We start from the raw sequence: 24,463 nt of genomic DNA, 5'->3' as shown, positions 1-24,463 counted from the left end.
TTTTCGATTCCACGCGACTGCCCTGCCCCCTCGAGACGAGATCGACTCGGCGCCGCGAGTTGACGCATAGGAGGTGCAGCTGGCGTGCAGTTGTTCGTGAGTGGATCCCAGACCCCGATCTCCGGCGAACTGAACATCCCCGTTTCGAAGTACCACGCGCATCGCGCCCTGGTGCTGGCCTCACTCGCTCCCGGCCGGAGTGTCATCCGCGGTCTCTCCGAGACCCGTCAAGTGGTGTGGACGATCGGAGTGCTGAGAGCCCTCGGCACGAAGATCGAGATCGAGGGTGACAGCTACATCGTGCACGGCGGTCGCTATCACACCCGGGACGACGTGGTCGATCACGGCTCGATCTCGGCCGAGGGGCTGCTGAACGTCGGCTCGTCGGGCACCACCCTCTACTTCATGACGGGTCTGGCCGCGCTCGCCGACCGCCCCATCACTCTGACCGGAATGAAGTACTTCCGCCGCCGGCCCATCAAGGCCCTGCTCGACGCCCTCGACCAGATCGGGGTGCGCTACACCGCCGAAAACGACTGCCCGCCGATCACCGTGCAGCCGGGCGAACCCGAGGGCGGCCACGTCTCGATTCCGGGCACCCTGTCGCAGTGGCTCTCGGGCCTGCTGCTGCTGGCGCCGTTCGCCCGGCGCGAGACCACCATCGAGGTCATCGGCGAGCTCAACGAGCAGCCCTACATCGACCTCACGGTGCGCATGATGCGGCATTTCGGCCTCGAGGTCGAGCACTCCGACGACTGGCGCACGTTCACCGTGAAGCCCGGGCAGCAGGCCACCCCGGCCGAATACACGATGCCGCCCGACATCGGCTCCGCCGCGTTCGGGCTCGCTGCAACCGCCATCCGGCCCTCGGATGTCGTCTTCCGCGGCCTCACCGCGACCCGCTCGGCCGACACCGATCATCCCGAGGCCGAGTTCCTCGACCTCGTGGCCGCGATGGGCCTGCCGATGGAGCACGACCCCGAGACGGGGTTCGTGCGCGTGCGGCACGACGGCATCGAGCTGGCGCCGCTCGACATCGACTGCCAGCCGATCCCCGACCTGCTGCCGGTGCTCTCGACGCTCGCCACATTCGCCTCGGGCACCTCCCGTTTTCGCAACGTCGCGCACATCCGGCTCAAGGAATCCGACCGGGTCAACGCCATGCTGCAGCTCAACAAGCTCGGCGGCGACCTGACCGACACCGGATCCGAGTTGCTCATCTCGGGGGTCGATTCGCTGCACGGCGCGCCCATGTCGTCGTTCAACGACCACCGGGTGCTGATGTCGCTCGCGGTGGCCGCCACGCGGGCCACCGGTGAGTCGCGCCTGACCTACCCCCGGGCCTACCGCATCAGCTATCCCACCTTCTTGCAGGCGATGACCTCGGTAGGCCTCGAGATGTCGATCGCGGCCCCCGCCGTCGAGGCCAAGTCGCAGTCGCGCCGGGCGCTGGCCTCGTGACGGGCGCACCGAACACCGCCGCCGGAGTCCCCGCCACCGCCCCGACGCCCGCGGCTGCGCCGCGCGCGGCTGCCGCGGCTGCCGCGGCTGCCGTGCCTGCCGTGCCTGCCGGGGCCATCCTCGCGGAGCCGCTCACCGCTCCCGTCGACCGGCTCGCCGCCACGTCCCCTGACGCGACAGCGGTGATCGAGGTCGGCGAACGCCCGCGCACGCTCACGTGGGCCGAGCTGCGGGCCGAGGCCGACCGGGTGTCGGCCGTTCTGCTCGGGCTCGGAGTGAAGCCGGGCGAATCGGTCGCCTTCCAGCTGCCGAACTGGGCCGAGTGCGTCACCGTCACCCTCGGGGTGCTGCAGATCGGCGCCGTGGTCGCCCCCATCATGCCCGTCTTCGGCGAGCGCGAGGTGGCGATGGTGCTCTCGCGCTCTCGCGCCCGGGTGCTCATTCTGCCGCGGTCGTTCCGCCGGCGGCGCCACGCCGACGAGCTCCCCGGAGTCGTGCGGGAGGCGGCATCCCGCGACCTCCCCCTCGCCGTGCAACACGTGCTCGTCGTGCCCGACCTCGACCCCACGGGCACCCCCCGCGCCGGCACCGACCCCGCTGCACCCCCCACCTCCCTCGCGAGTGGTCACTTTTCGCCCCAAAACGCTGCGGGAACCACCAATAGTGACCACTCGCGTGAAGGGGAGGCCACGCCCCCCACCTCCGCGCCCGCCGCGCCCCGCACCTCCGCGCCCCCCACCTCCCCCGCGAGTGGTCACTTTTCGCCCCAAAACGCCGCGGGAACCACCGAAAGTGACCACTCGCGTGAAGAGGAGGCCGCGGGCGACGCCGGGGCGGCCGCCGGGTGGACGTGGCACGACTTCGACGGGGCGCTGGCGGGCGCGCGAGTGGATGCCGCGGCTCTCGAGGCGCGCCGGCCCACGGCCGACGACGTCGCCCAGCTGCTGTTCACCTCGGGCACGACCGGTGAGCCGAAGGGCGTGCAGCACGCCCACCGCACCCTCGGCCTCGCCACCGCCATGGAGGTCGCGCACCTCGGGCTCACGGGCGACGACCGGGTTTACATCCCGTCGCCGCTCGCCCACCAGACCGGGTTCCTCTACGGCCTGGTGCTCAGCTGGCGCCTCGGTGTCGCCGCCGTGGTGCAGCCGATCTGGAGCGCCGAGGTGGCGCTGCGGCAGGCCTTCGGGCAGGCCCGGGCGAGCTTCGTGCAGGCCGCGACGCCGTTCCTGATGGATGTGGTCGAGGCGGTCGAGCACGGCGAACCCGCGCCCTCGAGCCTGCGCATCTTCGTCGCCACGGGGGCCGCCGTTCCGCGCGAGCTCGCCGAGCGCGCGACGCGAGTGCTGCAGACCGCCGTCTGCGGCGCGTTCGGCACCACCGAGACCTGCCTCGGCACTCTCTCGGCGCCCACCGACCCGCCCGGGTCAGCCTGGGGCACCGACGGCCGGCCGCTCGACGGCATCCGCATCCGCATCGTCGACGACGCCGGCATCCCGCTGCCCGCCGGGCGCGAGGGCAACTACGAGCTACTGAGCCCCACGATGTTCCTCGGCTACCTCGACCGCCCCGACCTGACAGCCGAGGTCTTCACCGCCGACGGCTGGTACAAGACCGGCGACCTCGGCATCGTCGACGCCGACGGGTTCCTGCACGTGACCGGCCGGGTGAAAGACGTGATCAACCGCGGCGGCGAGAAGGTGCCGGTGGTCGAGATCGAGAACCTGCTGTTCACGCATCCGTCGGTGAAAGACGTGGCGATCGTGGCGATGCCGGATGCGCGGCTCGGCGAGCGGGCGTGCGCCTTCGTGGTCACCGCCGACGATGCCGAGCCCCTCGAGTTCGCCGAGATGCAGCGGTTCCTCGCGGCCGCCAAGGTCTCGAAGTACTACTGGCCCGAGCGGCTCGAGACCATCGACTCCCTCCCCCGCAACCCGGTGGGCAAGATCCAGAAGAACCTGCTGCGGGAGCGCGTCGCCGCGCTCGTCGCCGGCAGCACGACACGAGAGAAAGCAGAAGCGTGAGCGACACAGTGAGCGACACCCGATTCGACGAGGCGGCGTTCCAGAGCCTGAAGTCCGAGATCGACGCCTGGGTGCGCGGGCCGGGCGAGGTCTGGGCCGAGCGCATCGAGGCCGAGGGCGACGTGCCGCGCGCCCTCTACGAAGAGCTGCGCGACCTGGGCTACATGAGCCTCGCCGCCCCCCGAGAGCTCGGCGGCCGCGGCATCCCGTTCACCCGCTACCTCGAACTGATGGAGATCTTCTCGCGGTCGCATGCCTCCATCCGCATGCTCGCGCACGTCAACAACGGCACCTGGCGCGCGATGGAACCGTTCGCGAACGACGTGCAGCGCGAGGTGATCAAGAAATCGGTGGCCGGAGACGTGCTCGTGGCGTTCACCCTCACCGAGGCGACCGCGGGCACCGGGGCCGACCTGCGATCGACCGTGCGGCGCGAGGGCGACACCTACTACCTCAACGGCGAGAAGCACCTCATCACCTTCGGCGTGAAGTGCGACTACTGGCTGCTGTTCGCCCGCCTCGAGGGCACCACCGGTCAGAACGGCACCGTGGCCCTGCTCGTGCCGAACACCGGGCTGCCGGGCGCCGAGGTCATCGACGACTCCGTCACGATGGGGGTGCGCGGCACCGACCACGCCATCCTGCGCTTCACCGACACCCCGGTGCCGGTGTCGGCGCGACTCGGCGACGAGGGCGACGGGCTGAAGGTCGCGCTCGGCGGATTCCTGCTGCCGAGCCGCGTCTCGGTTGCCATGAGCTGCGTCGGACTCGCCGAACGCGCCCAGGAGCTCGCCATCCACTACGCCCTGAAGCGCGAGACCTTCGGCAAGAAGCTCGCCGAGCGGCCCGTCATCCAGGCCTATCTCGCCGAGAACTACGCCGACATCGCCGCCGCCCGCGCCCTCGTGTTCGAGGCGGCCCGCGCATTCGAGAACGGGGCACCGGATGCCGGCCCCCTCTCGAGCGCGTCGAAGATGATCGCCGTCGACATGCTCACCCGCGTCACCGACAAGGCGCTGCAGATTCACGGCGGACAGGGCTACTGGCACCGTAACCCGATCGAGCGCGTCTATCGCGACGCCCGGGCGCAGCGGTTCGAGGAGGGCACGAACGAGATCCAGAAGACGATCGTCGCCCGCGCCGTGCTGGCCGAGGCCGCCGCCACCGCGGCCGCTCTGAAGGCCGAGGCGGCCGCGGGCGAAGAGGCGCAGCTCGAGGCGGAGGTGCAGGCATGAGCGAGAGCATCCCCGCCCCCGCCGCTCCGCCCCGCGTCGTCGTCATCACCGGCGCCTCGCGCGGCATCGGCCGCCTGCTCGCGCAGAAGCTCGGCACCCAGGGCGCCGCCGTGGTGATCAACTACAAGGTCAACGCCGACCTCGCCGAGGAGTCGCTCGCCGACGTCGTCGCCGCCGGCGGTTCGGGCATCGCGGTGCAGGCCGACATCGAGTCGCCCGACGACATCGACCGCCTCTTCGACGTGGTGCGCGACACCTACGGTCGGGTCGACGCCTTCGTGGCGAACGCCGCCGCCAGCGCGTTCAAGCCCGTCTCGCAACTCAAGGTGCACCACCTCGACCGCAGCTACGCCATGAACACGCGCTCGTTCGTGCTGGGTGCCATCCGTGCGGCCGAGCTCATGCCGACGGGCGGGCGCATCCTGGCCATCACGAGCTACGGCTCCTTGCGCGCGTTCCCCACCTACGCGGCGCTCGGGGCGGCCAAGGCGGCGAACGAGGCCTACGTCAAGTTCATGGCCACGGAGTTCGGCCCGCGCGGCATCACGGTCAACGCCGTGAACGGCGGTCTGATCGACACCGACTCGCTCGACTACTTCTACAATCGGGTGCCCGGCATGGCGCCGATCGAGACGGTGTTCGAGAAGATCCCGCTCGGCCGCCCGGGAACCGCCGACGACATGGCGGATGCCGCCGACTTCCTGCTCTCGGCCAAGGCCGGCTACATCACCGGCCAGGTGCTGCAGGTCGACGGCGGCCTGACGATCGTGTCGCCGCCGTTCTGGGCCGACACCACCGGCGACCTGCGGGCCGCGGTGCTCGGCGACGCCGCACCGGGGTTCGGGCTGCCGGGCCACCTCGCCGACGAGTAGCCTGAACACCCGCACCACCCGCACCACCTGCAGCACCCGCAGCAGCCGCGGCAGCCGCACCACCCTCAGCACCACACGACCAGACGGAGCACCCCGATGCACGGCGACGCCGCCACCCCCGCGCTCGAGCGCACGTTCTCGCCCTGGCGGCTCGGGGCGCTCGAACTGCCGCACCGGGTGATCACCGGCAGCATGCACACCGGCCTCGAGACCCTCGACGACGGCGGCGCCGCCCTCTCGGCCTACTTCGCCGAGCGCATCGAGGGCGGTGCGGCCCTCATCATCACGGGCGGGCTCGCGGTCAACGCCGAGGGCTCCGGCGCCGACGACTTCAGCCGCCTCGGCGACGAGGCGAGCGACGCCCGCTTCGCCGCTGCGGCCGCGGCCGTGCACGCGGCGGGCGGGCTGATCGCGGCACAGCTGTTCCACGCCGGCCGCTACGCCCTGCTCGACGGGGTGACGGATGCCCAGGGCCGCCGAGTGCATCCGGTCGCGCCGTCGCCGCTGCCGTGGCGCGCCGCGGGCGCGGAGGTTCCGGTCGAGCTCGACGAGGCCGGCATCCTGCGCACCATCGACGACTTCGGGCGGGCGGCGGCACGCGCGGTCGACCTCGGGTTCGACGCGGTCGAGATCATGGCGTCGGAGGGCTACCTGATCAACCAGTTCTGCTCGCCGGTGACCAATCAGCGCGACGACGAGTGGGGCGGCTCCGCCGAGCGGCGCCGCCGGTTCGCCGTCGAGGTGCTGCGCGCGGTGCGCCGCGCCGTGGGATTCGACGTGCCGATCATCGTGCGCATGTCCGGCGCCGATCTGGTGCCGGGCTCCAGCACGCAGGACGACACGGATGCCCTCGCCCGCGCCCTCGTGCTGGCGGGCGCCGATGCGCTGAACGTGGGCATCGGCTGGCACGAGTCATCCGTGCCCACCGTGCAAGCCGCCGTGCCGCACGGGGTGTGGCTGCGCTACGCCGAGGCCGTGGCGCGCGCGATTTCGCTGCCCGTGTCGATGCCCGCCGAGGCGGCCACGTCGCTCGCCGACCCCGCAGCGGCCGGGCGGCCCACCGACCCCGGGGCGCTGCCGCTCACCGCGGTTCCCGTGATCGCGAGCAACCGGCTGACCGACCTGCGCGACGCCGAAGACGTGCTCGCCGGCGGCCTCATCACCGCCGTGGCGCTGGCTCGGCCCTTTCTGGCCGACGCCGCGATCGTCGACCGGTCGCGCGACGGGCACTTCGACGCCGTCAACTCCTGCATCGGCTGCAACCAGGCCTGCCTCGACCGGTCGTTCGTGAAGAAGCCCGTCTCGTGCCTGGTGAACCCGCGCGCGGGCACCGAGACGCGCTACCCGCTCGTGCTCACGCGCGCTCCCGCTGCGTTCGCCGTGGTGGGGGGCGGTCCGGCCGGGCTCGTGGCCGCGGCCGACCTCGCCGAGCGCGGCCACCGGGTGACCCTGTTCGAGGCGGATGCGCGGCTCGGCGGCCAGTTCACGCTTGCCGCGCGCATCCCCACCAAAGAGGACTACGCGCTCACCGTGGCGCACTACGCTGCCCGGCTCGAGTCGCTCGGCGCGCGGATCGAGCTCGGCCACGAAGCGACCGCCGACGAACTCGCGGGCTTCGCGGGCGTCGTGGTGGCGACCGGGGTGCGACCGCGCACCATCGACGTGCCCGGCTGGGAGCTGCCGACCGTGCTGAGCTACGAACGCGCCATCCTCGAGGGCGTGCCCGAGGGGCGCGTGGCCATCATCGGCGGCGGCGGCATCGGGGTCGACACCGCGAAGTTCCTCGTGCTCTCGCACGATCCGGCCGAACGGGCGCGGGAGTTCGAGCAGCGTTTCGCCCTTCCGGCGCCGAGCACCTGGCTCGAGGGAGACGACCTGCCGCAGCGCACCCGAGTGCGCGAGCGTCGCGGTCGGCACGCGGCGGAAAGCGCCGGCATGGCGCCGCGGCCGGGCCGAGACGTGACCGTTCTGCGCCGGTCGGGCAAGTTCGGCGCCGGCATGGGCATCACCTCGCGCTGGGTGGCTCTCGGCGAGCTGCGCGACGCGGGAGTGCAGTTCGCCTCCGATCTCGAATACGAGCGCATCACGCCCGAAGGCGTCGAGATCGTGCTGGGCGACGGCGCGCGGCAACTCGTGCCGGCCGACGTGGTGATCGTGTGCGCCGGCCAGGTGTCGCACGACCCCCTCAGCTCGCAGCTCGCGGCCCGCGGCATCCGTCACGAGACCGTGGGCGGGGCACTCGACGCCACCCGCGTCGACGCCGTGCGCGCCACGAGGCAGGGCATCGACGCCTCGCGGGCCCTCGCGGCCTGAGCCGCAGCGGCGCTTCACGCGGACACACCCCTATGGGGGATTCTGGCGGTTCTCGCGACGCCGCTAAACTCGGGCAGCGTCAGCGATCGACGCACACATCGACGCACACATCGACGCACAAATCGACGCCCAAATCGACGCACATGAGGAGAGCAGTGGCAACGATCAACTGGAACGACGACGTGGCCGCGATGGCGGTCTCGCTGCCCTGTTCCGACATCCCGCTCGCCACCCTCGGTGCCGACGAGCTGTCGCGCCTGCACGCGCTGATCGTCGACCTGCGCAGCGATGCCCTGTTCATGACCGCACCCTTGGTCAGCCGCTTCCAGGAGCTGCTGCCGATGGTCGAGCTGCAGCTGGGTCGGCTCTCCGCCTGACCCCCTCCGCCTGACCCCGCCGGCGGCCGTCGGTATAGCGTGTGGTCATGGCTAATCTGTTACATCTCGACTCCTCAGCCGACCTGACGCAGTCACGATCACGGGCGATCGGACACAGCTTCAGCGAGGCCTGGCTCGCCGCGGCCCCCGGCAACACGGTGACCCACCGCGACCTGCACCGCGACCCCCTTCCCCACCTGGCCGACGCGGCGCTGCACTGGCCGCCGCGTCTGCGCCCCGAGGGCTCCCGGCCACCCGCCGACGCCGAGGCGCTGCAGGCATCGCTCATCGCCGAGCTGCTCGCCGCCGACGTGCTGCTCGTCGGCGCCCCGCTCTACAACTACTCGCTGCCGTCGAGCCTCAAGGCCTGGATCGACAACATCCACGTGCCGGCCGTCACCGCGCCGTTCGACGTCGACACCCAGCCGCTCGCCGGCCGGCCCGCCGTGATCGTCACCAGCCGCGGCGCCTCCTACGACCCCGGGTCGCCCACCGACGGCTGGGACCACGAGGTGCCCGCACTCCGACTCATCCTCGGCACGGCGCTCGGCATGTCGGTCACCGTCATCGCTACGAACCTCACCCTCGCGGAGACGGTTCCGGCCCTGGCCGACCAGATCGACCGCAGCCGCTCCGAACTCGTGCAGGCGCACGAACGGGCCGCCGAACTCGGCGCCAGCCTGGGCGCCCCGGCGGCGGCCGCGGGCGTCGCACCAGCCGGGGGCGAGCCGGCGGTCTGACGCGGGCCGGGACTACTCCCCCGGGAGTAGTCCCCGCACGACGGCGAGCGGATGCCGCGGCGCACGCCACGCGGATACGATCGACGCATGCCGCACCCGGGTCGCACTCTCGACGACCAGTGGCGCGAGCGTGCCCGCCTGCGCGCGGAGGCCCGGGAGCGCTGGCACCGTGGCGAGTGGCCGGGACTCGACGAGGCCGACTGGGGACCGCGCTTCCGCCTGCCGCGGTGGGCCACGCTCTGGGTGCCGGTGATCGTGTCGCTCGTGGTGCAGGTGCCGGCCGCGGTGTTCTCGTGGCGGTTCCGTCACATCGTGGGCGCCGCCGCCGACGACCCGGCGCGGTTCGCGGCGCAACTGGGGCTCGCGCTCGTGGGCCCGATCGCACTCGTGTTCGCCCGCCGGTTCCCCGGCCCGGTCGTCGCGGTGATCTCGGCGGCGGCCGGCGCCTACGTGCTCGTCGTAGCCGGTGACACCGCTCCGCCCTACATCGCCCTGGCGTTCGCCATCGTCGGGGCCACCGTGCGTGGGGCGCGCGTCTGGGTGTGGTGCTCGGTCGGCGCCGCCTGGCTGCTCACTCTCGCGCTCGGCATCGCCCTGCGCGTGCCCTGGCAGCCCGCCCTCGTGGTGGCGGTGTCGCTCGGGCTCGTGCTGCTCGTCGTCGTGGGCGAGGCCCTGCGGTCGAGGCGCCGACGCTTCGACGAGCTGCGCCGGCGTTCCGCGGAGCGTCGGCTCACCGTGGTGCAGGCCGAACGCGTGCGCATCGCCCGCGAACTGCACGACGTGCTCGCGCACTCCCTCAGCCAGATCAACGTGCAGGCCGGCGTCGGCCTCCACCTCATCGACTCGCAACCCGACAAGGCGGCCGCAGCGCTGGCCAACATCAAGGAGACCAGCAAGAGCGCCCTCGACGAGGTGCGCTCGGTGCTCGGCGTGCTGCGCGCCGACGTGGAGGGCGGCGCCGTAGGCGGCGTCGAGCCCGCACCGCTCGTGCCCGAGCCCGATCTGTCGCGGCTCGAGGGGCTGGTGGCGTCCGTCGTCTCGCAGGGCCTCGCCGTCACCCTCGACAACGGCATCGGCCGCCGAGGCGGCTCTGGCGCCGGGCCCGGCACTGGCCCCGGTACTGGCCCAGGTTCTGACCTCGCGGGCGGCGCCGTCTCGCCCGACGACGTGCCCAAGGGCGTGCAGCTCGCGCTCTACCGCATCGTTCAGGAGTCGCTCACGAACGTCATCCGCCACGCGTCGGCGACGTCGGCCACCGTGGTGCTCACCGAATCACCAGACGCCTACACCGTCACGATCACCGACGACGGCCGCGGCCCCGGCGCCAACCGCGGCGCCGCCCCCAGCGCGCCCGACCCCGGCCCAGCCGGCCCGGGCCCTGGCCCTGGCACCTCACCAAGCGCGCCCGGCACCTTCGCAACCCGCACCGACCGCAACACCGGCGCCGGCCGCAGTACCAGTGCGTCCGGCTCCGCCGCCCCCAGTCTCCGCCCCGGCCGCGGACTCCTGGGCATGCGCGAGCGGGCCGAACTGCTCGGCGGCCGGCTGCGCGCCGGTGCACGCCCGGAACCCGAAACCGGCTTCGTGGTCGAAGCCGTCATCCCGCGGCATCCGTCGACCACCGCATCACCAGCATCGACCTCACCCACCCCACCCCACCCCACAGCACCGACCGCGAGCCACCCCGCGCCACCCACCCCACCCCGCGCCGCGCCACCGACTGCGAGCCACCCGGAGGACGGGCGATGATCCGGGTGGCCGTGGCCGACGATCAGCAGCTCATCCGCGGCGGTTTTCGCAGCCTGCTCGAGTCGGAGGCCGATCTCGAGGTCGTGGGCGAAGCCGGCTCGGGCGTCGAGGCCGTGGAACTCGTGCGGGCGCAGCGGCCCGACGTGATCCTCATGGACATCCGCATGCCCGACGGCGACGGCCTCTGGGCCACCGAGCAGATCGCTGCCGACCCCCAGCTCGCGGCGACGCACATCGTGATCGTGACGACGTTCGAGCTCGACGAATACGTTGGCCGCGCCATCCGGGCCGGTGCCAGCGGCTTTCTGGTGAAGGACACCGAGCCGGTCGAGCTGATCCGGGCGGTACGCGTCGCGGCGGGCGGTGACGCGCTGCTCAGCCCGGGTGTGACGCGGCGGCTGCTCGAGCGGGTCGCCCACGATCTCGGTCTCACCGCGCCGGCGGATGCCGCGCGGCTGACCGTACTCACCGCGCGCGAACGCGAGGTGCTGGCGCTCGTCGGCACCGGCCTCACCAACGACGAGATCGGCGCGCGTCTGTTTCTCAGCCCGCTGACGGCGAAGACGCACGTGTCGCGCATCATGTCGAAACTCGGCGCGCGTGACCGGGTGCAGCTCGTGGTGATCGCCTACGAGACCGGCCTCGTCGCGCCGGGTCGGCCGGCGTAAGCCGAGCCGACTGCTCCCCCGGGTGTAGGCGGAATGCCACCCGGGGGCAGATTCGCTCCCGCCCGCTCAGCGCGAGGCTGTGCAGGAGAGGTTCCGCACCGGGGCCCGTGAGAGAAGGAATCCACCGTGTTCACCACCGTGTCCACCACTACCACCGCCGCACTGGCATCCGTCGCCGCCCATGCCGGCCCCTTCGTGGGCGGTTTCGGTTGGCTGTTCTTTCTGATCCCGCTGTTCTGGATCGCCGTGTTCGTCATCCTGTTCGCCACCGTCGGCCGGCGCATGCGCCGGAACGCCTGGGGCTACCGGGCGGGCTGGGACCAGCCGGGCCGCCGCGCCGAGTCCACGCTCGCCGAGCGCTTCGCGCAGGGCGACATCGACGAGGTCGAATACCGGGCACGGCTCGAGGTGCTGCGCGCGAACAACCCGTTCCCGCAGGGCCCCGGCCGCTGACCGGCGGTCGCGTCGCCCGGCCCGCGCACAGTGGGCGCGGGCGGCGCTGGCCTCCGGCGACGCGGACCGCGACAATGGAACCGTGCCCAGCCCAGAACTCACCCTCCCCTCGACGCCCGCCTGTCTCGCCGCGGTCGACGTGGCGACCAACTACCACTCCGCCGCGATGCTGAACCACTGCATCCGGTCGTATCTCTGGGCCGCCGACCACGGTCGCCGCAACGGGCTGGCGTTCGACGACGAACTGCTGTTCGTGTCAGCCCTGCTGCACGACATAGGGCTCGTGACCGAGTTCGACAACTACACCTTGCCGTTCGAGAACGCCGGCGGTCAGGTCGCCTGGGTGTTCGGCGCCGGGGCCGGCTGGCCCCGCGAACGGCGGGCCCGCGCCGCCGAGATCATCGTGCGGCACATGTGGGACGAGGTCGACCCGGCGCTCGACCCCGAGGGGTTCCTGCTCTGCATCGCCACCGGGCTCGACATCTCGGGCCGAAACGCCGAGGAGTGGCCGGCCGACTTCCGGGCCGAGGTCGTCGAGGCCTACCCGCGACTCACCCTCGCCGAGGAGTTCGTGCGCTGTTTCGCCGAGCAGGCCGATCGCAAGCCGCTCAGCTCGGCCGCCGACGCGATCGCGAGCGGCGTGGCGGGCCGGCTCGACGCGAATCCGCTCGACACCCGCCGGAACGGCTGAGCCGCCGCACGCGAGTCACTGCGAAAAAAGCTGCAAATCACGACGACCGAGGCCGTATAGGGCGTCGCTCTTCGTGATTTGCAGCTTTTCTGACCGGCTCACGTCAGCGAGAGCTCTTGCGGGCCCCGTAGGGCGGCATCAGCAGCCGAATCGCCCGCACCAGCGGGTTGCCCGAGCGAGCCGGCGCGCCAGCGGGCGAAGCCGCGCCTGCGCGCGGAGCCGCACCGGTGCGTGAAGCCGCGCCCGCGCCCGCGCGCGGAGCCGCGCCCGCACCCGCCGCGCGCCACCCGAACCGCCGGCTCAGCGCCGCTGCCACGAGCGCGAACCGCGCCGCATCCAGCGCGAACGCCTCGCGCCGCATGCCCGCCTGGTGCAACCGGAACACCCGCTCCAGCCGCACCCAGCTCGGCCGTCCCGCCGAATCCCACGCCCCGCTGCCGATCGCGACGTCGTAGACATCGTCGTGCGGCTTCGACGTGAGCTGCATCGCCAACACCGTGCCGCCGCCCTCCCGGGCCACCACGAGCACGGGCCGGTCCTTCCCGCGGCCGTCGTTCTCTTGATAGGGCACCCAGGTCCACACGATCTCGCCCGGATCGGCATCGCCGTCGGTCGAGGGGTTGTACGAGATGTCGACCGCGCCGACCGTCGCCGGGTCGACCTCGACGGTGGCCGACGCCCCGAAGCGGCCCGGGCTGTCTCCTCGGTCGCCGCCGGCGCGCACGGCGGAACTACGGTCGCTCATGCGCCGACGATAACAGGTGCACCAGATGCTTGCCCCACGTCAACGATTTGCGAATTGCCGCCTCCGCCTCCCGGGCACGCGGCGTCGGCGAGGTTAGATGTTGAACGGAAGCCGCCGTTTCGCCGAGGCGGTCCGACGCCAGAGGATCCATGAACCGCACACTCCGCACCCGCGCCAGAGCCGCCGCCACCGCCGTGGTCGTCGTCGCCCTCACCGCGGCGATCTCGCTCGCCGGCGCCCCCGCGGCCTACGCCGACGACTACCCCACCTGGGACGACGTGCTCGCCGCGCAGAACAACGAGAGCGCCAAGCAGTCCGAGATCCAGACCATCCAGAACGTGATCGCCGAGCAGCAGGCCAAGGTGGATGCCGCGGTCGCGCTGGTCGCTCAGCGCACCTCCGAGAACGATGCCGCGCAGGCTGCCCTCACGGCCGGCCAGGTGAAGGCCGATACCCTCGCCGCGAGCGCCGCCGCCGCAGCCACCAAGGCCGACGAGTCGAAGAAGCGCGCCGCCCAGATCGCCGCCCAGTTCGTGCGCTCGGGCGGCCAAGACCTCACGTCGATGCTCATGACGTCGACCTCCGACGAGGCCGACAACCTGCTGTCGCAGCTCAGCTCCGCCAGCCAGCTCACCCAGGCGGTGAGCGCGATCTACGCCGCCGCCGAGCAGGACAAGAACACCTCCCACACCCTCAGCGAGCAGGCGGAGGTCGCCAAGCAGGCCCTCACCGGCCTCGCGGATGCCGCCCAGTCCGCCCTCGAAGAGGCGGCGGCCGCGCAGCAGCAGATGGTCGCCGCGCTGCAGGAGCAGAACGCCCACGAAGACGAACTGCAGGCCCAGCTGACGAGCCTGCAGCAGAACCTGGCCACGACCGAGCAGCAATACCAGGCGGGTGTCGCCGCCCGCGCCGCCGAGGCCGCCCGCCGCGCCGCCGAGGCTGCCGCGGCCGCTGCCGCCGCGTACGGCGGAGGCGCGGCCGCCGGTCTCGTCGTCGGCCCGGTCTCCGAAGACGCGCAGGCCCTCGCCGAGGAGCTCATGGGTTACGTGGCCAACGGCCAGTTCCACGGCTCGAGCCCCGATCACATCTTCGAGATCGCCTGGATCGCCCAGGGTCAGGATGTCGCGAACTGCGGCATCGACGTCACCATCCTGCAGGCCATGGTCGCCGCCGTGCGCGCCTTCGGCAGCGCCGGCGTGAGCGACATCAGCCGCCGGTGCACGGGCCAGATCGAGGGCGCCGGCACGGCATCCGCCCATTACATGCAGGGCGGAGGCCACGCGGTCGACTTCACCTCGGTCGGCGGCGTGCCCACGACCGGCGCGAACGGCGCGTCGCTCAGCCTGATCGCCGTGCTCGACCCCATGATGCCGAACGGATCGCGCGTCGGCCAGCGTCAGTGCCGCATCGCCGCGGGCAACGAGCCCGACTTCGCGAACTTCCGCGACTTCGAAGACACCTGCAACCACCTGCACATCGACGACTTCTAGGCCTGCAGGCCGGTAGGCCCGCAGACCCGCAGACCCGCAGACCCGCAGACCCGCAGACCCGCGCTACTTCGTCGCAGCCGCCAGGGCGTCGACGAGCTGGTCGAGGCCCCACGGCAGCGACAGCGCCGTGGGCGGCGAGACCGCAGCGATGTAGTCGGTGCCGACCAGCTGCGCCACGTGGCCGGCCTGCACGGCCGGGATCACCGACGTCTGCGGCGCCGTGAGGAACGCATCCGCCTCGGCCTGGGTGTCGGAGTAGCTCAGCACCACGTCGGCGTCGAGCTGGTCGAGCTGCTCGTAGCTCAGCGTGTAGTAGAACGTCGAGTCGCCGTTCGCGAGCGCGTCGACCGAGGGGGCGTTGACGAAGCCGAGGTCGAGCATGAACTCCACGCGGGGGTCGGCCTTCTTGTAGACGTAGAACGTGCCGGCGACATCCCACACCGCGGCGATGCTCTTGCCGTCGAACTCCGGATGCGCCGCCGCCTGCTCGGCGAGCTGGTCGTCGATGTCGGCCAGCACGGCCGTCGCCTCGTCGGACTTGCCGAGGGCCTTACCGACGGTCGTCACGACGTCGCGCCACGGGGTGCTCCAGGCCTCGCCCGGGTAGGCGACGGTGGGCGCGATCTGCGACAGCGTCTCGTACTGCTCCTCGGTGATGCCCGAGTAGACGGCGAGGATGACGTCGGGGTCGGCGTCGGCGATCGCCTCGTAGGGCGGCTCGTCGGGCGACTCCGGCAACACGGTCGGCAGCTCGGCGCCGGCCTTGTCGATGGCGTCGGCGACCCACGGCAGCACGCCGTTCTCGTCGCCGGCGTAGGAGTCGAACGGGATGGCGACGGGAATGGTGCCGAGCGCGATGGCGGCGTCCGTGCTGCCCCAGCCGAGCGTCACCACGTTCTGCGGGTCGGCGGGCACGGTGGTCTCACCGAACGCGTGCTCGATGGTGACGGGCTCCCCCGCACCCGCCGAAGCGGTGGCATCCGCGTCGCCCGTGCCGCCGGTCGAGCCGGAGCAGCCGGCGAGCACGAGGGCGGTGGCGAGGGCGGATGCAGCGAGTGTCGCGAGTTTCAGGCGTCGTGGCACGGATTCTTCTCCAGGGGTCGGGTGCTGTGTGGGTGCAGGCATAGCCCGAGAGCGAGATCTCGCACGCGACGCGATGCGCCGAGCAGCGAGGGTTCGATAAGGGTTGCCTTACCTAACCCATGCTAGGGCATCACACGGCGCCGTGGAACCGGCCCTTCGGCACGACCATGGGCGAGTGGCTGACCGGATCGTCGATCACGAGCGCCTCGAGGCCGAAGGCGGTGCGCACGATCTCGGCCGAGATCACGGTGCGCGGCTCGCCCTCGGCCACGATGCGGCCCGCCGACATCACCACGAGGTGGTCGGCGTAGCGAGCGGCGAGATTGAGGTCGTGCAGCACCATCACGACAGTCGTGCCGCGCTGCCGGTTGAGCTCGTGCAGCAGGTCGAGCACCTCGATCTGGTGGGTCACGTCGAGGAACGTCGTCGGCTCGTCGAGCAGCAGGATGTCGGTCTCCTGGGCCAGGGCCATCGCGATCCACACGCGCTGCCGCTGGCCGCCCGAGAGTTCCTCGACCCGGCGGTCGGCGATTTCGAGCGTGTCGGTCGACCGCAGGGCGTGGGCCACCGCGGCGTCGTCGTCGGCGGTCCACTGCCGAAAGAGGCCTTGCCGCGGGAACCGGCCCCGCCCCACCAGGTCGGCCACCGTGATGCCCTCGGGCGCCACGGGCTGCTGGGGCAGCAGGCCGAGCTTCGTGGCGAGTTGCTTGCTCGGGTAGCGGTGCACGTCGACGTCGTCGAGGGTGACGACGCCGGCCTCGGGGCGCAGCAGGCGGGCGAAGGCGCGCAGCAGTGTCGATTTGCCGCACGCGTTCGGGCCGACGATCACGGTGACCCGGCCATCCGGAACCACGACGTCGAGGCCGTCGACGACCCGGCGCCCTTCATAGCCGAGGGCGAGCCCGTCGGCGCGGAGTTCGTGCGACGTCATGCGCTGCCTCTCGATCGGTTGCCGGTGGCCAGCAGGCCGAGCAGCACGGGAGCCCCGATGATGCTCGTGACGATGCCGACGGGCACCTGAAGACCGGGGATGGCGTGCTGGGCGATGAGATCGGCTCCCGTCACCACCACGGCCCCGACGAGTGCGCTCGCCACGAGCGCCGCCGCCGATCCGCCCAGCAGGCGCCGCGCGATCGGGCCCGACACGAACGCCACGAAGGCCACGGGCCCGGCCGCCGCGGTCGCGAGCGCCGCGAACCCGACGGCCACGAGCGTGAGCAGCAGCCGACTGCGGGTGACGCGCACGCCGAGGCCCGCGGCCGCCTCGTCGCCGAGTTGCAGCATCCGGAGCCTGGGTGCGAGAGCGGCGAGCGCCAGAGACAGGATGACGGCCCCCACCGCCGTGACGACGAGCTCGCGCGGCTGCACCGTGCCGATGCTGCCGACGAGCCACACCAGGGCCGATTGTGCGTCGCGCACGTCGGCGCGGGTGAGCAGGAATCCGATCAGCGCCTGGGCGAGGAAGGCCAGAGCGATGCCGATGAGCACGAACCGTGAGCCGACCGCCCCCGCCCGCGCCGCGAGCACGGTGATGAGAGCGGCGACCAGCAGGGCGCCGGCGAAGGCCGCGAACGACACGGCGAGACCGCTCCAGCCGAGCACGAGGATGGCGCCCACGGCCGCCGCGCTCGCCCCCTGCGAGATGCCGATGATGTCGGGGCTGGCCAGAGGGTTCGCGAGAAGACTCTGGAAGACGGCGCCGGCGAGCCCGAACGAGGCACCGACCAGCAGGGCGAGCTCGAGCCGCGGCAGGCGGAGGCCGAGCACGACGAACCGGTCGCCACCGCTGCCCTGACCGAGCAGGGTCGCGATCACGTCGGCGGGTGACACGATACGGTCGCCCAGCATCAGGGCGGCGACGGCAAGCACGACGAGAGCGACGGCGAGCGCCACCGTGACCACGACGTGCCGGGTGCGCCCCACGCGCCGTACGGTGGCGAGGCGCTGCCGGTCGGTGAGGTTCTGCTCCCGCGGCGCCGACGACGGCCGCGCGGCGGGGGCGCTCACCGGATCACCGCCCGGTTGCGGCGCACGAGCACGATCAGCACCGGGGCGCCGATGATCGCCACGACGATGCCCGCCTCGAGCTCGGAGGGTGCGGCAATTAACCGGCCGACGGTGTCGGCCAGCACGAGCAGGATGGCGCCGAGCGGCAGGGAGTAGAGCAGGATCCAGCGGTAGTCGGCCCCCACGAACCGGCGGGCCACGTGCGGCACGACGAGTCCGACGAACACGAGGGGGCCGGCGAGCGCGGTCGCTCCCCCGCAGAGCACGATGATGGCCGCGCCGGCGAGCACGCGGGTGAGGCCGACGCGCTGGCCGAGGCCACGGGCGACGTCGTCGCCGAGCGCCAGCCCGTTGAGGCTGCGCCCGAGCAGCAGCGCCACCACGGCGCCGACGGCGAGGAACGGGGCGAGGGTTCCGGCCGTGCCGACGTCACGCGCCACGAGCGACCCGACCGACCAGAAGCGGTACTGTCCGAGGGTGTCGAGGTCACGCAGCAGCACGAGCGTGATGAGCGAGGTGAGGATGGCCGTGACCGCCGCACCCGCGAGGGTCAGGCTGAGCGGTGTGGGGCCGTTGCGGCCCGAGGCCACGAGGTAGACGAGCACGGCCGCGATCGCCGCCCCGGCGAAGGCGAACCAGATGTAGCCCGACGGCGCGGTCACGCCGAAGGCCGAGATGGCGACGACCACCGCGAGCGACGCCCCGGCGTTGACGCCCAGAAGACCGGGATCGGCGAGCGGGTTGCGGGTGAGACCCTGCATGAGCGCCCCGGCCAGCCCCAGGGCGGCGCCGGCGACGAGCCCGATCACGGTGCGCGGCACCCGCAGGTCGAGCACGACCATCTGCTCGACCGCGTCGCCGCCACGCCCCGCCAGGGCGTCGACGACCGCGGCAAGGTCGATCGAGCGCGAACCGAGGAAGAGGCTCGCGCCGACCGCGACCAGCACGAGCACCAGCAGAAGGACGAAGCCCAGGGTGCGGGTGAGCCGGCGACGCGCGAGAACGGGTGCCGCTGCCGGAGCGGCGCGGGTCACTGCCCCTCGGCCTTGCCGAGCCTCCAGTAGCCCATGAACGCCACCCGGTGCCGGTCGACGCCGATCTCGCTCACCAGCAGTCGGCGCAGGCCCTTGATGACGGCCGACTCCCCGGCGAGCCAGGCATAGAACCGCCCCGAACTGTCGTCGGGCGACTCCCACAGCATCTCGGTGTCGACGTCGATGTCGACGATCTCCTGCACCTCGGCTGCGAGGGCGGGAGCGATGCGGTCGCGTTGCTGCTCGACCCAGGCGCGCACCGCGTCGTGCAGGGTGGCATCGCCGGAGTCGCGGGCGAGCCAGGTCACGCGGGCCTCGGCATCCGTCACGATCTCGACCGCGTCATCGGCGTGCGGCACGCAGATGAACGCCTGCGCTCGCGACCCGGCGGGCAGCGATTCGAGGATGCCGCAGATCGCCGGCGCCGCGGTCTCGTCGCCGGCGAGCAGGTAGTCGGTGGCGTCGCCGGGGTGCCAGTCGAGGCCGGCGCGGTAGTCGTGGCTGCGGCCGTCGGGGCCGACGACGATGATCTCGTCGCCCTCGGCGGCGCGGGCGAGCCAGCGGGCGGCGGGGCCGGCGTCGGTGGGAGGGGTTGGCTCGTCGCGGGCCTCGCGGCCTAGCTCGTGCTCGTGCCGGTGCTCTTGCTCTTGCCCGTGCTGCTCGGCCGGCCCGTGCACGACGAAGTCGACGTCGAGCTCGCGGTCGGAGCACCGGATGCCGCGCACGGTGTAGGTGCGGAAGGGATTGCGTTCGTGGTCGGCGAGTGCCCGCCACCGCTCATACCAGGTGCCCTCGGCCAGGGTGTCGGGGTCGTCCCAGCCGGCGTCGCCGAAGGTGCCGTCGGGGTGCGGCAGCACGATCTTGATGCGCTGGTCGAGCCCGGCCGTGCCGAAGGTCTCGAACTCGGGGCAGGTGAACGTCACTCGCGTGAAGCTCGGGCTCAGCCGCACGATGCGCGCCACCCTGGCCCGGTAAGGCCGGTAGGCCGGGCGGTCGTCACGGACGATCTCGGTCTGCGCTGGGTAGGTAAGCATTACCTAAGTATGCGTTACCCGGGATGTCGTCGCCACTTCGCGAGCAACGCCGAGATGGCCTTGAACCGCGACGACGGGTCGCCGGCGCGCGTCGGGCGGGTGTCGTGCATCTGCACGTGCTCGTGCACCGACTTGCTGTCGATGGGGGCGTGCGGTGTGGTGTCGTCGTCGTCCGTGTGTTCGTCGCCGTGCTCGGGGCGCGGCGCGCCGGGCTTGCCGGCGGAGAGCCACTGCAGGTAGGCGGCATACGGATCGTCGAGGTCGTGCGGGCCGCTGCCGAGCACCGAGGTGTTCGAGGGGTCTGTGTTCGCGGTGTCTGTGTTCGCGGGGTCGCCGCCCGGCTGGTCCGCGTTCCGGCCGGCGGCGTTTTGGCCAGAGCCGTCCTTGCCGCTCTGCGTGGTGCGAGTGCGTCGGTATACCGGTCTGCCGCCCATGGCCTTACCTTCCTTGGGCCCATTGTGGTCCCGAGCGCCGTCGGGCGGTAGGGGCGTCTCGTTGCTGCGCGCTAACGAATCGCGGTCGCCCGCCGGTCTCCGATCACGGCGCCTTCTGGTCGCTGCGGCGGAATCGCGCGAAGAGCACCGAGTAGGTGGCGCCCGCGATCACGGCTCCGAGAATGGGTGCCACGACCGACATCCACAGTTGTTCCAGGGCGACCGGGCCGCCGTAGACGGCGGTCGCGATGGAGCGGGCCGGGTTGAACGACCCGTTCGAGATGGGGATGGCCACCAGGGCGATGAGCGTCAGGGTCAGTCCGATCGTGATCGGGGCCGTCGCCGTGTTGCCCTCGGGGCCGGTGACGGCGAGGATCACCCACACGAACACGCAGGTCGTGATGGTCTCGACCAGCAGCGCCGACAGCAGCGGAAAGCCGCCCGGCGACAGTTCGCCCCAGCCGGTGGAGGCGAAGCCGCCCTTCTGGGCCGAGGCGAGAAACCCGTCCGGGCCGCCGGCCGCGATGGCCAGCAGCAGGGTCGAGGCGAGCAGGCCCCCGACGATCTGGGCCACGATGTAACCGCCGACGTCGCGCCAGGCGAACCGGCGGCCGACAGCGAGGCCGAGGGTGACCGCGGGGTTGAAATGGCCGCCCGAGACCGGGCCGAACGCCGAGGCCCCCACCAGCACGCTCAGACCGAGCGCGAAGGCCACGCCGAGAAAACCGATGTTGAGCCCACCGTCGCCCTTGTCGAACCCAGCCCCGAAGAGGGCGGCGCCGATCACGCCGAACACGAGCACGAAGGTTCCGGCGGCCTCGGCGAGCAGGCGGGAACTGAGAGCCGGAGCGCCGCCGGCGACGGGGGCCTTGCCGGTGGTCGCGGCCATGGGGTCTCCTGAGGGTCGGGGGCTCGAGTGTCGGGGTGCTTGCGGGGTGCTTGGGTCGCGGTGCTTGTAGGTCGGGGCACTCGCGGATCGGTGCGCTCGAGGGATCTCGAGCGGGCTGATGTGTGTCGAGGATGCCGCATCCGGGCGCCCGGGGGTTACTTCGCTTGTCGCATCTGTTTGCTGCGTTCGTCGGGGCGGGCCCGATCGCTCTTCCCTGAGGGTGCCGGGAGCGAGCAGAGTGGAGGCGGCAGACAGTCCCGCCGAGAGGAGACCGCGATGAGCACCTCGAGCCGGCCAGGCGCGGAGGGAGCGTCGCCGGATGGACCGGGCGGGCCGGGCGGGCCGGACGTGTCGGCTGCGCCCGACGCTCCGGACGGCTCAGGTGCGCCCGACGCTCCGGGACTCAGGTCGCGACTCGCCGCGGTCGCGCTCGTGCTCTCGTTCGCGGCCGGTGCCACCGACGCGTTCGCGTTCCTGTTGCTCGGTGGCGTGTTCACCGCGAACATGACCGGAAATCTGGTGCTCGCGGGCCTGACGCAACGGCCGAACTATCCATCGATGATCGTCGGGGTGGTCATCGCGATCATCGCGTTCGTGATCGGGCTCTACGTCGCGCTCAAGATCGCGCGGCCCCGGCCCTCCCCCGCGCGACTGGTCATCGTGCTCGCCCTCGGCCTGGCCGCGCAGGTGGCAGTGCTGATCGGCTGGATCCTCGCGCCCGACCGCTCGAACATGCTCGATCAGGCGCCGTTGATCGCCCTCTCCGGTTTCGCGATGGCCGTGCAGACGGGCGTCTCGAAGCGCATCGAGTCGCGTTCTGGCGTGAGCACCACCTACGTCACCGGCACCATCACGAGCCTCGTGAGCGACTTCGCCGACAAGAAGCCGCAGGCCGGGTTCACCCGCATCGGCGTGGTGGTGGCGCTGGTGATCGGCGCGCTCTGCGGGTCGCTCGCGATGACGGTCAGCACGACGCTCGGCGCGGCACTGCCGGTGGTGCCGGCCGCGCTCGGTCTGGTGCTCGTGCTGCTGCTCGTGCGGCGATGGCCGGCGGTCTGAGACGAAAGACGAGCCACTGGGCAGTAAGACCCATTCAGCTGAAAGACCCAACAGAGACCCACCCAACAAGAGGAGGAGAAATGCCATCCGAGAACACCGCGAGTGCCGCGGCATCCGGAGTCAGCGTCGTCTTGGTGCATGGCGCCTATGCCGACGGGTCGTCGTGGGCAGACGTGATCCCGCTGCTGCAAGACGAGGGCATCGCCGTGACGGCGGTGCAGAACGCGCTGGTGTCGCTCGACGACGACGTCGCAGCCACCCGACGGGCGCTCGATCTGCAGGGTGGACCGACCGTGCTCGCCGGTCATTCGTGGGCGGGAACGGTCATCAGTGAGGCGGGCGCGCACGAGAATGTCGCGGGCTTGGTGTATGTCGCGGCGCGGGCTCCGGATGCCGGTGAGGACTACGGTGCCCTGGCCGGGCGGTATGCGGCGCCGCCGGCATCCGCGGGGCTCGTGCACTCGCGCGGGTTCGCGCAACTGAGCGAGGAGGCGTTTCTGGCGGACTTCGCCAACGGCGTCGACCCGCGGCGGGCGCGGGTGCTATTCGCGGTGCAGGGACGCATCGCCGACACCCTCTTCGCCGCCCGCACGAGTCATGCCGCGTGGCGCGACAAGCCGACCTGGTATGCGGTGTCGAAGCAGGACCGCACCACCACTCCTGACCTGGAACGCTTTCTCGCCGATCGCATGGGCGCAACGACCATCGAGGTCGACAGCGGGCACCTGTCGATGGTGACGCACCCGCGTGAGATCGCGGACCTGATTCTGGCGGCGGTCGCGCACGTGCGGGGCGCGGTGGGCGGGCGGTAGGGCGGGGAGGGGTTGCGCGCCGGCGGCGGGCCGTGGATGGGCTGGCGCGTCGTCGTTTCGGGTCTGCGGTGGTTGAACCAAGGCGCCCCGACCCGGTCACTGCGGTGCGCATAGACGAGCGGTCCCGATTTCGACAGACACGGTCCGACCCAGCACGGCCGGCCGAGGGCGCGGACAGACACGCACAGCCCAGCACCCATAAGCACCTCCCGCCCCAGCACGATCGGCTAGAGCACGGACAGATACACACGCCTCAGCACCCCATAGGTACCACCCGACCCAGCACGGCCGGCCAACAGCACGGACAGACGCGCGCACCCCACCACCCACAAACACCACCCGCCCCACAGGATCGGCTGATAGCACAAACAGATACACACGACTCAGCACTCATGGGCACCACCCGACCCAGCACGGCCGGTCGGCAGCACGGACAGACACGCACAGCCCATCACCCATAAGCACCTCCCGCCCCAGCAGGATCGGCTGAGAGCACGGACAGATACACACGCCTCAGCACCCCATAGGCACCACCCGACCCAGCACGGCGGGCCGATAGCACGGACAGACACGCACACCCACCGCCCACGAATTGTGCCCGATCCAGAATGGTGGGTTGAGCACGGACAAATGCCTACAACCCACCACCCACAGGCACCTGCCGCCCCAGCACGGCCGGCCGGCAGCACGGACCGACGCGCATACTGCACCGGCCGCAGGCGGTTCGGCGTCGCGTTGCGTCGTCAGCGCGGACAAGCGCGCACCCTATCGCCGATAAGCACCAGGCAAGCTAGCGCGGTCGGGCGACAACGCGCCCGCACACCGTCGCCCGCATGCAACGGCGGATGGTGAGGGCGGGTGGCGTGGGTGATCGACGTGAGGGCACGTAGGCGCGGTGGATCAGTGGGTTGTGGGTGGTTTTCAGCGCGCTCGGGTGCCGCCGTTTAGGCGGCGGTGACTTCGGGCGGTTGTGGCTCCGGGGGTGGTGGCTCTGCGGTGGGGGCGCCGGTTCGTGCCGGGGCGGGGAAAGGCGCGGGCGTGAGTGCCGATGCCGTGGCCGTCGTGGGTGGGGTGATGTCGGCGGGTGGGGTGAGGCGGGTGGACGGGTTCGGGTGTGCCGGTGGGGTGGGGAGCGTAGGTGGGTGCGGGCGCGCCGGTGGGGTGGGACGAGCTGATAGTGGGGTGGCGGCGACTGGGGCTGCGGCCGTGGTCGGGGTGGGATGAGCTGCCGGTGGGGTGGTTCGGGTGCGCCAGGTGTGGGCGGCGGTGATGGTTTCGGGGGTGAAGACGATT

The 24,463-nt window shown here is 71.9% G+C and carries 22 protein-coding genes and 1 pseudogene; 14 read left to right on the top strand and 9 right to left on the bottom strand.

Annotated elements, in window-relative coordinates; all coding sequences use genetic code 11:
• Nucleotides 1-96 precede the first annotated feature (96 nt).
• The 11 genes from aroA to N1032_RS20550 all read left to right on the top strand — a co-directional run bounded on the left by aroA (nucleotide 97) and on the right by N1032_RS20550 (nucleotide 12,583).
• Complete coding sequence (gene aroA, locus N1032_RS20600; RefSeq protein ID WP_259541925.1) at nucleotides 97-1,461, top strand: 3-phosphoshikimate 1-carboxyvinyltransferase; 1,365 nt, start codon at nucleotides 97-99, stop codon at nucleotides 1,459-1,461.
• Nucleotides 1,458-3,485 carry an AMP-binding protein gene (locus N1032_RS20595; protein WP_259541924.1) on the top strand — a complete coding sequence of 676 codons (2,028 nt, stop codon included), beginning with the start codon at nucleotides 1,458-1,460 and terminating at the stop codon, nucleotides 3,483-3,485. Before aroA ends, N1032_RS20595 begins: the two co-directional genes overlap by 4 nt.
• Entirely contained in the window at nucleotides 3,482-4,720 is a 1,239-nt protein-coding gene (locus N1032_RS20590; RefSeq protein WP_259541923.1) for an acyl-CoA dehydrogenase family protein, read from the top strand. Before N1032_RS20595 ends, N1032_RS20590 begins: the two co-directional genes overlap by 4 nt.
• Entirely contained in the window at nucleotides 4,717-5,592 is an 876-nt protein-coding gene (locus tag N1032_RS20585) for an SDR family oxidoreductase (protein ID WP_259541922.1), read from the top strand. Before N1032_RS20590 ends, N1032_RS20585 begins: the two co-directional genes overlap by 4 nt.
• A gap of 96 nt (nucleotides 5,593-5,688) precedes the next feature.
• Complete coding sequence (locus N1032_RS20580; protein WP_259541920.1) at nucleotides 5,689-7,905, top strand: FAD-dependent oxidoreductase; 2,217 nt, start codon at nucleotides 5,689-5,691, stop codon at nucleotides 7,903-7,905.
• A gap of 155 nt (nucleotides 7,906-8,060) precedes the next feature.
• The gene (locus N1032_RS20575) at nucleotides 8,061-8,282 is read left to right on the top strand and encodes a hypothetical protein (protein WP_259541918.1); all 222 of its coding nucleotides are present in this window, start codon (nucleotides 8,061-8,063) and stop codon (nucleotides 8,280-8,282) included.
• Between the two features lie 47 nt (nucleotides 8,283-8,329).
• Nucleotides 8,330-9,022 (top strand): FMN-dependent NADH-azoreductase, encoded by a 693-nt coding sequence (locus N1032_RS20570; RefSeq protein WP_259541913.1) that lies wholly within the window; start codon nucleotides 8,330-8,332, stop codon nucleotides 9,020-9,022.
• Between the two features lie 87 nt (nucleotides 9,023-9,109).
• Nucleotides 9,110-10,771, top strand: coding sequence for a sensor histidine kinase (locus N1032_RS20565; RefSeq protein ID WP_259541912.1), 1,662 nt, complete (start codon nucleotides 9,110-9,112; stop codon nucleotides 10,769-10,771).
• Nucleotides 10,768-11,439 (top strand): response regulator transcription factor, encoded by a 672-nt coding sequence (locus N1032_RS20560; protein WP_259541910.1) that lies wholly within the window; start codon nucleotides 10,768-10,770, stop codon nucleotides 11,437-11,439. The genes N1032_RS20565 and N1032_RS20560 overlap by 4 nt, the downstream gene beginning before the upstream one ends.
• A gap of 126 nt (nucleotides 11,440-11,565) precedes the next feature.
• Nucleotides 11,566-11,892, top strand: a complete 327-nt coding sequence (locus N1032_RS20555; RefSeq protein WP_259541908.1) for an SHOCT domain-containing protein — start codon at nucleotides 11,566-11,568, stop codon at nucleotides 11,890-11,892.
• An 82-nt stretch (nucleotides 11,893-11,974) separates the two neighbouring features.
• Nucleotides 11,975-12,583 (top strand): HD domain-containing protein, encoded by a 609-nt coding sequence (locus N1032_RS20550; RefSeq protein WP_259541905.1) that lies wholly within the window; start codon nucleotides 11,975-11,977, stop codon nucleotides 12,581-12,583.
• Between the two features lie 103 nt (nucleotides 12,584-12,686).
• Here N1032_RS20550 and N1032_RS20545 read toward each other — a convergent pair whose 3' ends face one another.
• The gene (locus N1032_RS20545; RefSeq protein ID WP_259541903.1) at nucleotides 12,687-13,328 is read right to left on the bottom strand and encodes a type II toxin-antitoxin system PemK/MazF family toxin; all 642 of its coding nucleotides are present in this window, start codon (nucleotides 13,326-13,328) and stop codon (nucleotides 12,687-12,689) included.
• A gap of 149 nt (nucleotides 13,329-13,477) precedes the next feature.
• Here N1032_RS20545 and N1032_RS20540 point away from each other — a divergent pair, with 149 nt between their 5' ends.
• A complete protein-coding gene (locus N1032_RS20540; protein ID WP_259541901.1) occupies nucleotides 13,478-14,818 on the top strand; it encodes a hypothetical protein in 1,341 nt (446 codons plus the stop codon).
• 63 nt (nucleotides 14,819-14,881) lie between these two features.
• Here N1032_RS20540 and N1032_RS20535 read toward each other — a convergent pair whose 3' ends face one another.
• The 7 genes from N1032_RS20535 to N1032_RS20505 all read right to left on the bottom strand — a co-directional run bounded on the left by N1032_RS20535 (nucleotide 14,882) and on the right by N1032_RS20505 (nucleotide 21,299).
• On the bottom strand, nucleotides 14,882-15,901 hold the full coding sequence (locus N1032_RS20535) for an iron-siderophore ABC transporter substrate-binding protein (protein WP_259541899.1): 1,020 nt from the start codon (nucleotides 15,899-15,901) through the stop codon (nucleotides 14,882-14,884).
• Nucleotides 15,902-16,031: 130 nt separating this feature from the next.
• On the bottom strand, nucleotides 16,032-16,832 hold the full coding sequence (locus N1032_RS20530; protein ID WP_259541897.1) for an ABC transporter ATP-binding protein: 801 nt from the start codon (nucleotides 16,830-16,832) through the stop codon (nucleotides 16,032-16,034).
• Nucleotides 16,829-17,908 (bottom strand): FecCD family ABC transporter permease, encoded by a 1,080-nt coding sequence (locus N1032_RS20525; RefSeq protein ID WP_259541895.1) that lies wholly within the window; start codon nucleotides 17,906-17,908, stop codon nucleotides 16,829-16,831. The genes N1032_RS20530 and N1032_RS20525 overlap by 4 nt, the downstream gene beginning before the upstream one ends.
• Nucleotides 17,905-18,942 carry a FecCD family ABC transporter permease gene (locus N1032_RS20520; RefSeq protein WP_259541893.1) on the bottom strand — a complete coding sequence of 346 codons (1,038 nt, stop codon included), beginning with the start codon at nucleotides 18,940-18,942 and terminating at the stop codon, nucleotides 17,905-17,907. Before N1032_RS20520 ends, N1032_RS20525 begins: the two co-directional genes overlap by 4 nt.
• Nucleotides 18,939-19,976, bottom strand: a complete 1,038-nt coding sequence (locus N1032_RS20515) for a siderophore-interacting protein (RefSeq protein WP_259541892.1) — start codon at nucleotides 19,974-19,976, stop codon at nucleotides 18,939-18,941. Before N1032_RS20515 ends, N1032_RS20520 begins: the two co-directional genes overlap by 4 nt.
• A 14-nt stretch (nucleotides 19,977-19,990) precedes the next feature.
• The gene (locus N1032_RS20510; RefSeq protein ID WP_259541890.1) at nucleotides 19,991-20,410 is read right to left on the bottom strand and encodes a hypothetical protein; all 420 of its coding nucleotides are present in this window, start codon (nucleotides 20,408-20,410) and stop codon (nucleotides 19,991-19,993) included.
• 103 nt (nucleotides 20,411-20,513) lie between these two features.
• The gene (locus tag N1032_RS20505) at nucleotides 20,514-21,299 is read right to left on the bottom strand and encodes an aquaporin (protein ID WP_259541888.1); all 786 of its coding nucleotides are present in this window, start codon (nucleotides 21,297-21,299) and stop codon (nucleotides 20,514-20,516) included.
• A 276-nt stretch (nucleotides 21,300-21,575) separates the two neighbouring features.
• On the opposite strand from N1032_RS20505, the gene N1032_RS20500 reads away from it, so the two are divergent.
• Both N1032_RS20500 and N1032_RS20495 read left to right on the top strand, forming a co-directional pair.
• Complete coding sequence (locus N1032_RS20500) at nucleotides 21,576-22,358, top strand: YoaK family protein (protein ID WP_259541886.1); 783 nt, start codon at nucleotides 21,576-21,578, stop codon at nucleotides 22,356-22,358.
• Nucleotides 22,359-22,438: 80 nt separating this feature from the next.
• The gene (locus N1032_RS20495; protein ID WP_259541884.1) at nucleotides 22,439-23,170 is read left to right on the top strand and encodes an alpha/beta fold hydrolase; all 732 of its coding nucleotides are present in this window, start codon (nucleotides 22,439-22,441) and stop codon (nucleotides 23,168-23,170) included.
• A 944-nt stretch (nucleotides 23,171-24,114) separates the two neighbouring features.
• Here the strand turns inward: N1032_RS20495 and N1032_RS20490 are convergent.
• Nucleotides 24,115-24,463 (bottom strand): annotated as a pseudogene (locus tag N1032_RS20490) (hypothetical protein); the annotation flags it as partial.

Origin of the sequence: Herbiconiux daphne, assembly GCF_024979295.1 — a bacterium.
Classification (GTDB): Bacteria; Actinomycetota; Actinomycetes; order Actinomycetales; family Microbacteriaceae; genus Herbiconiux; species Herbiconiux daphnes.
This window is presented reverse-complemented; position numbering and strand designations above follow the sequence as displayed.

Bases quoted from the DNA above. Each gene is read 5' to 3' on its own strand.
- N1032_RS20560 (WP_259541910.1), top strand. From the start codon at position 10,768: ATGATCCGGGTGGCCGTGGCCGACGATCAGCAGCTCATCCGCGGCGGT.
- N1032_RS20495 (WP_259541884.1), top strand. From the start codon at position 22,439: ATGCCATCCGAGAACACCGCGAGTGCCGCGGCATCCGGAGTCAGCGTC.
- N1032_RS20515 (WP_259541892.1), bottom strand. From the start codon at position 19,976: ATGCTTACCTACCCAGCGCAGACCGAGATCGTCCGTGACGACCGCCCG.
- N1032_RS20545 (WP_259541903.1), bottom strand. From the start codon at position 13,328: ATGAGCGACCGTAGTTCCGCCGTGCGCGCCGGCGGCGACCGAGGAGAC.
- N1032_RS20570 (WP_259541913.1), top strand. From the start codon at position 8,330: ATGGCTAATCTGTTACATCTCGACTCCTCAGCCGACCTGACGCAGTCA.
- N1032_RS20505 (WP_259541888.1), bottom strand. From the start codon at position 21,299: ATGGCCGCGACCACCGGCAAGGCCCCCGTCGCCGGCGGCGCTCCGGCT.
- N1032_RS20510 (WP_259541890.1), bottom strand. From the start codon at position 20,410: ATGGGCGGCAGACCGGTATACCGACGCACTCGCACCACGCAGAGCGGC.
- N1032_RS20565 (WP_259541912.1), top strand. From the start codon at position 9,110: ATGCCGCACCCGGGTCGCACTCTCGACGACCAGTGGCGCGAGCGTGCC.
- N1032_RS20500 (WP_259541886.1), top strand. From the start codon at position 21,576: ATGAGCACCTCGAGCCGGCCAGGCGCGGAGGGAGCGTCGCCGGATGGA.
- N1032_RS20540 (WP_259541901.1), top strand. From the start codon at position 13,478: ATGAACCGCACACTCCGCACCCGCGCCAGAGCCGCCGCCACCGCCGTG.
- N1032_RS20585 (WP_259541922.1), top strand. From the start codon at position 4,717: ATGAGCGAGAGCATCCCCGCCCCCGCCGCTCCGCCCCGCGTCGTCGTC.
- N1032_RS20530 (WP_259541897.1), bottom strand. From the start codon at position 16,832: ATGACGTCGCACGAACTCCGCGCCGACGGGCTCGCCCTCGGCTATGAA.
- N1032_RS20580 (WP_259541920.1), top strand. From the start codon at position 5,689: ATGCACGGCGACGCCGCCACCCCCGCGCTCGAGCGCACGTTCTCGCCC.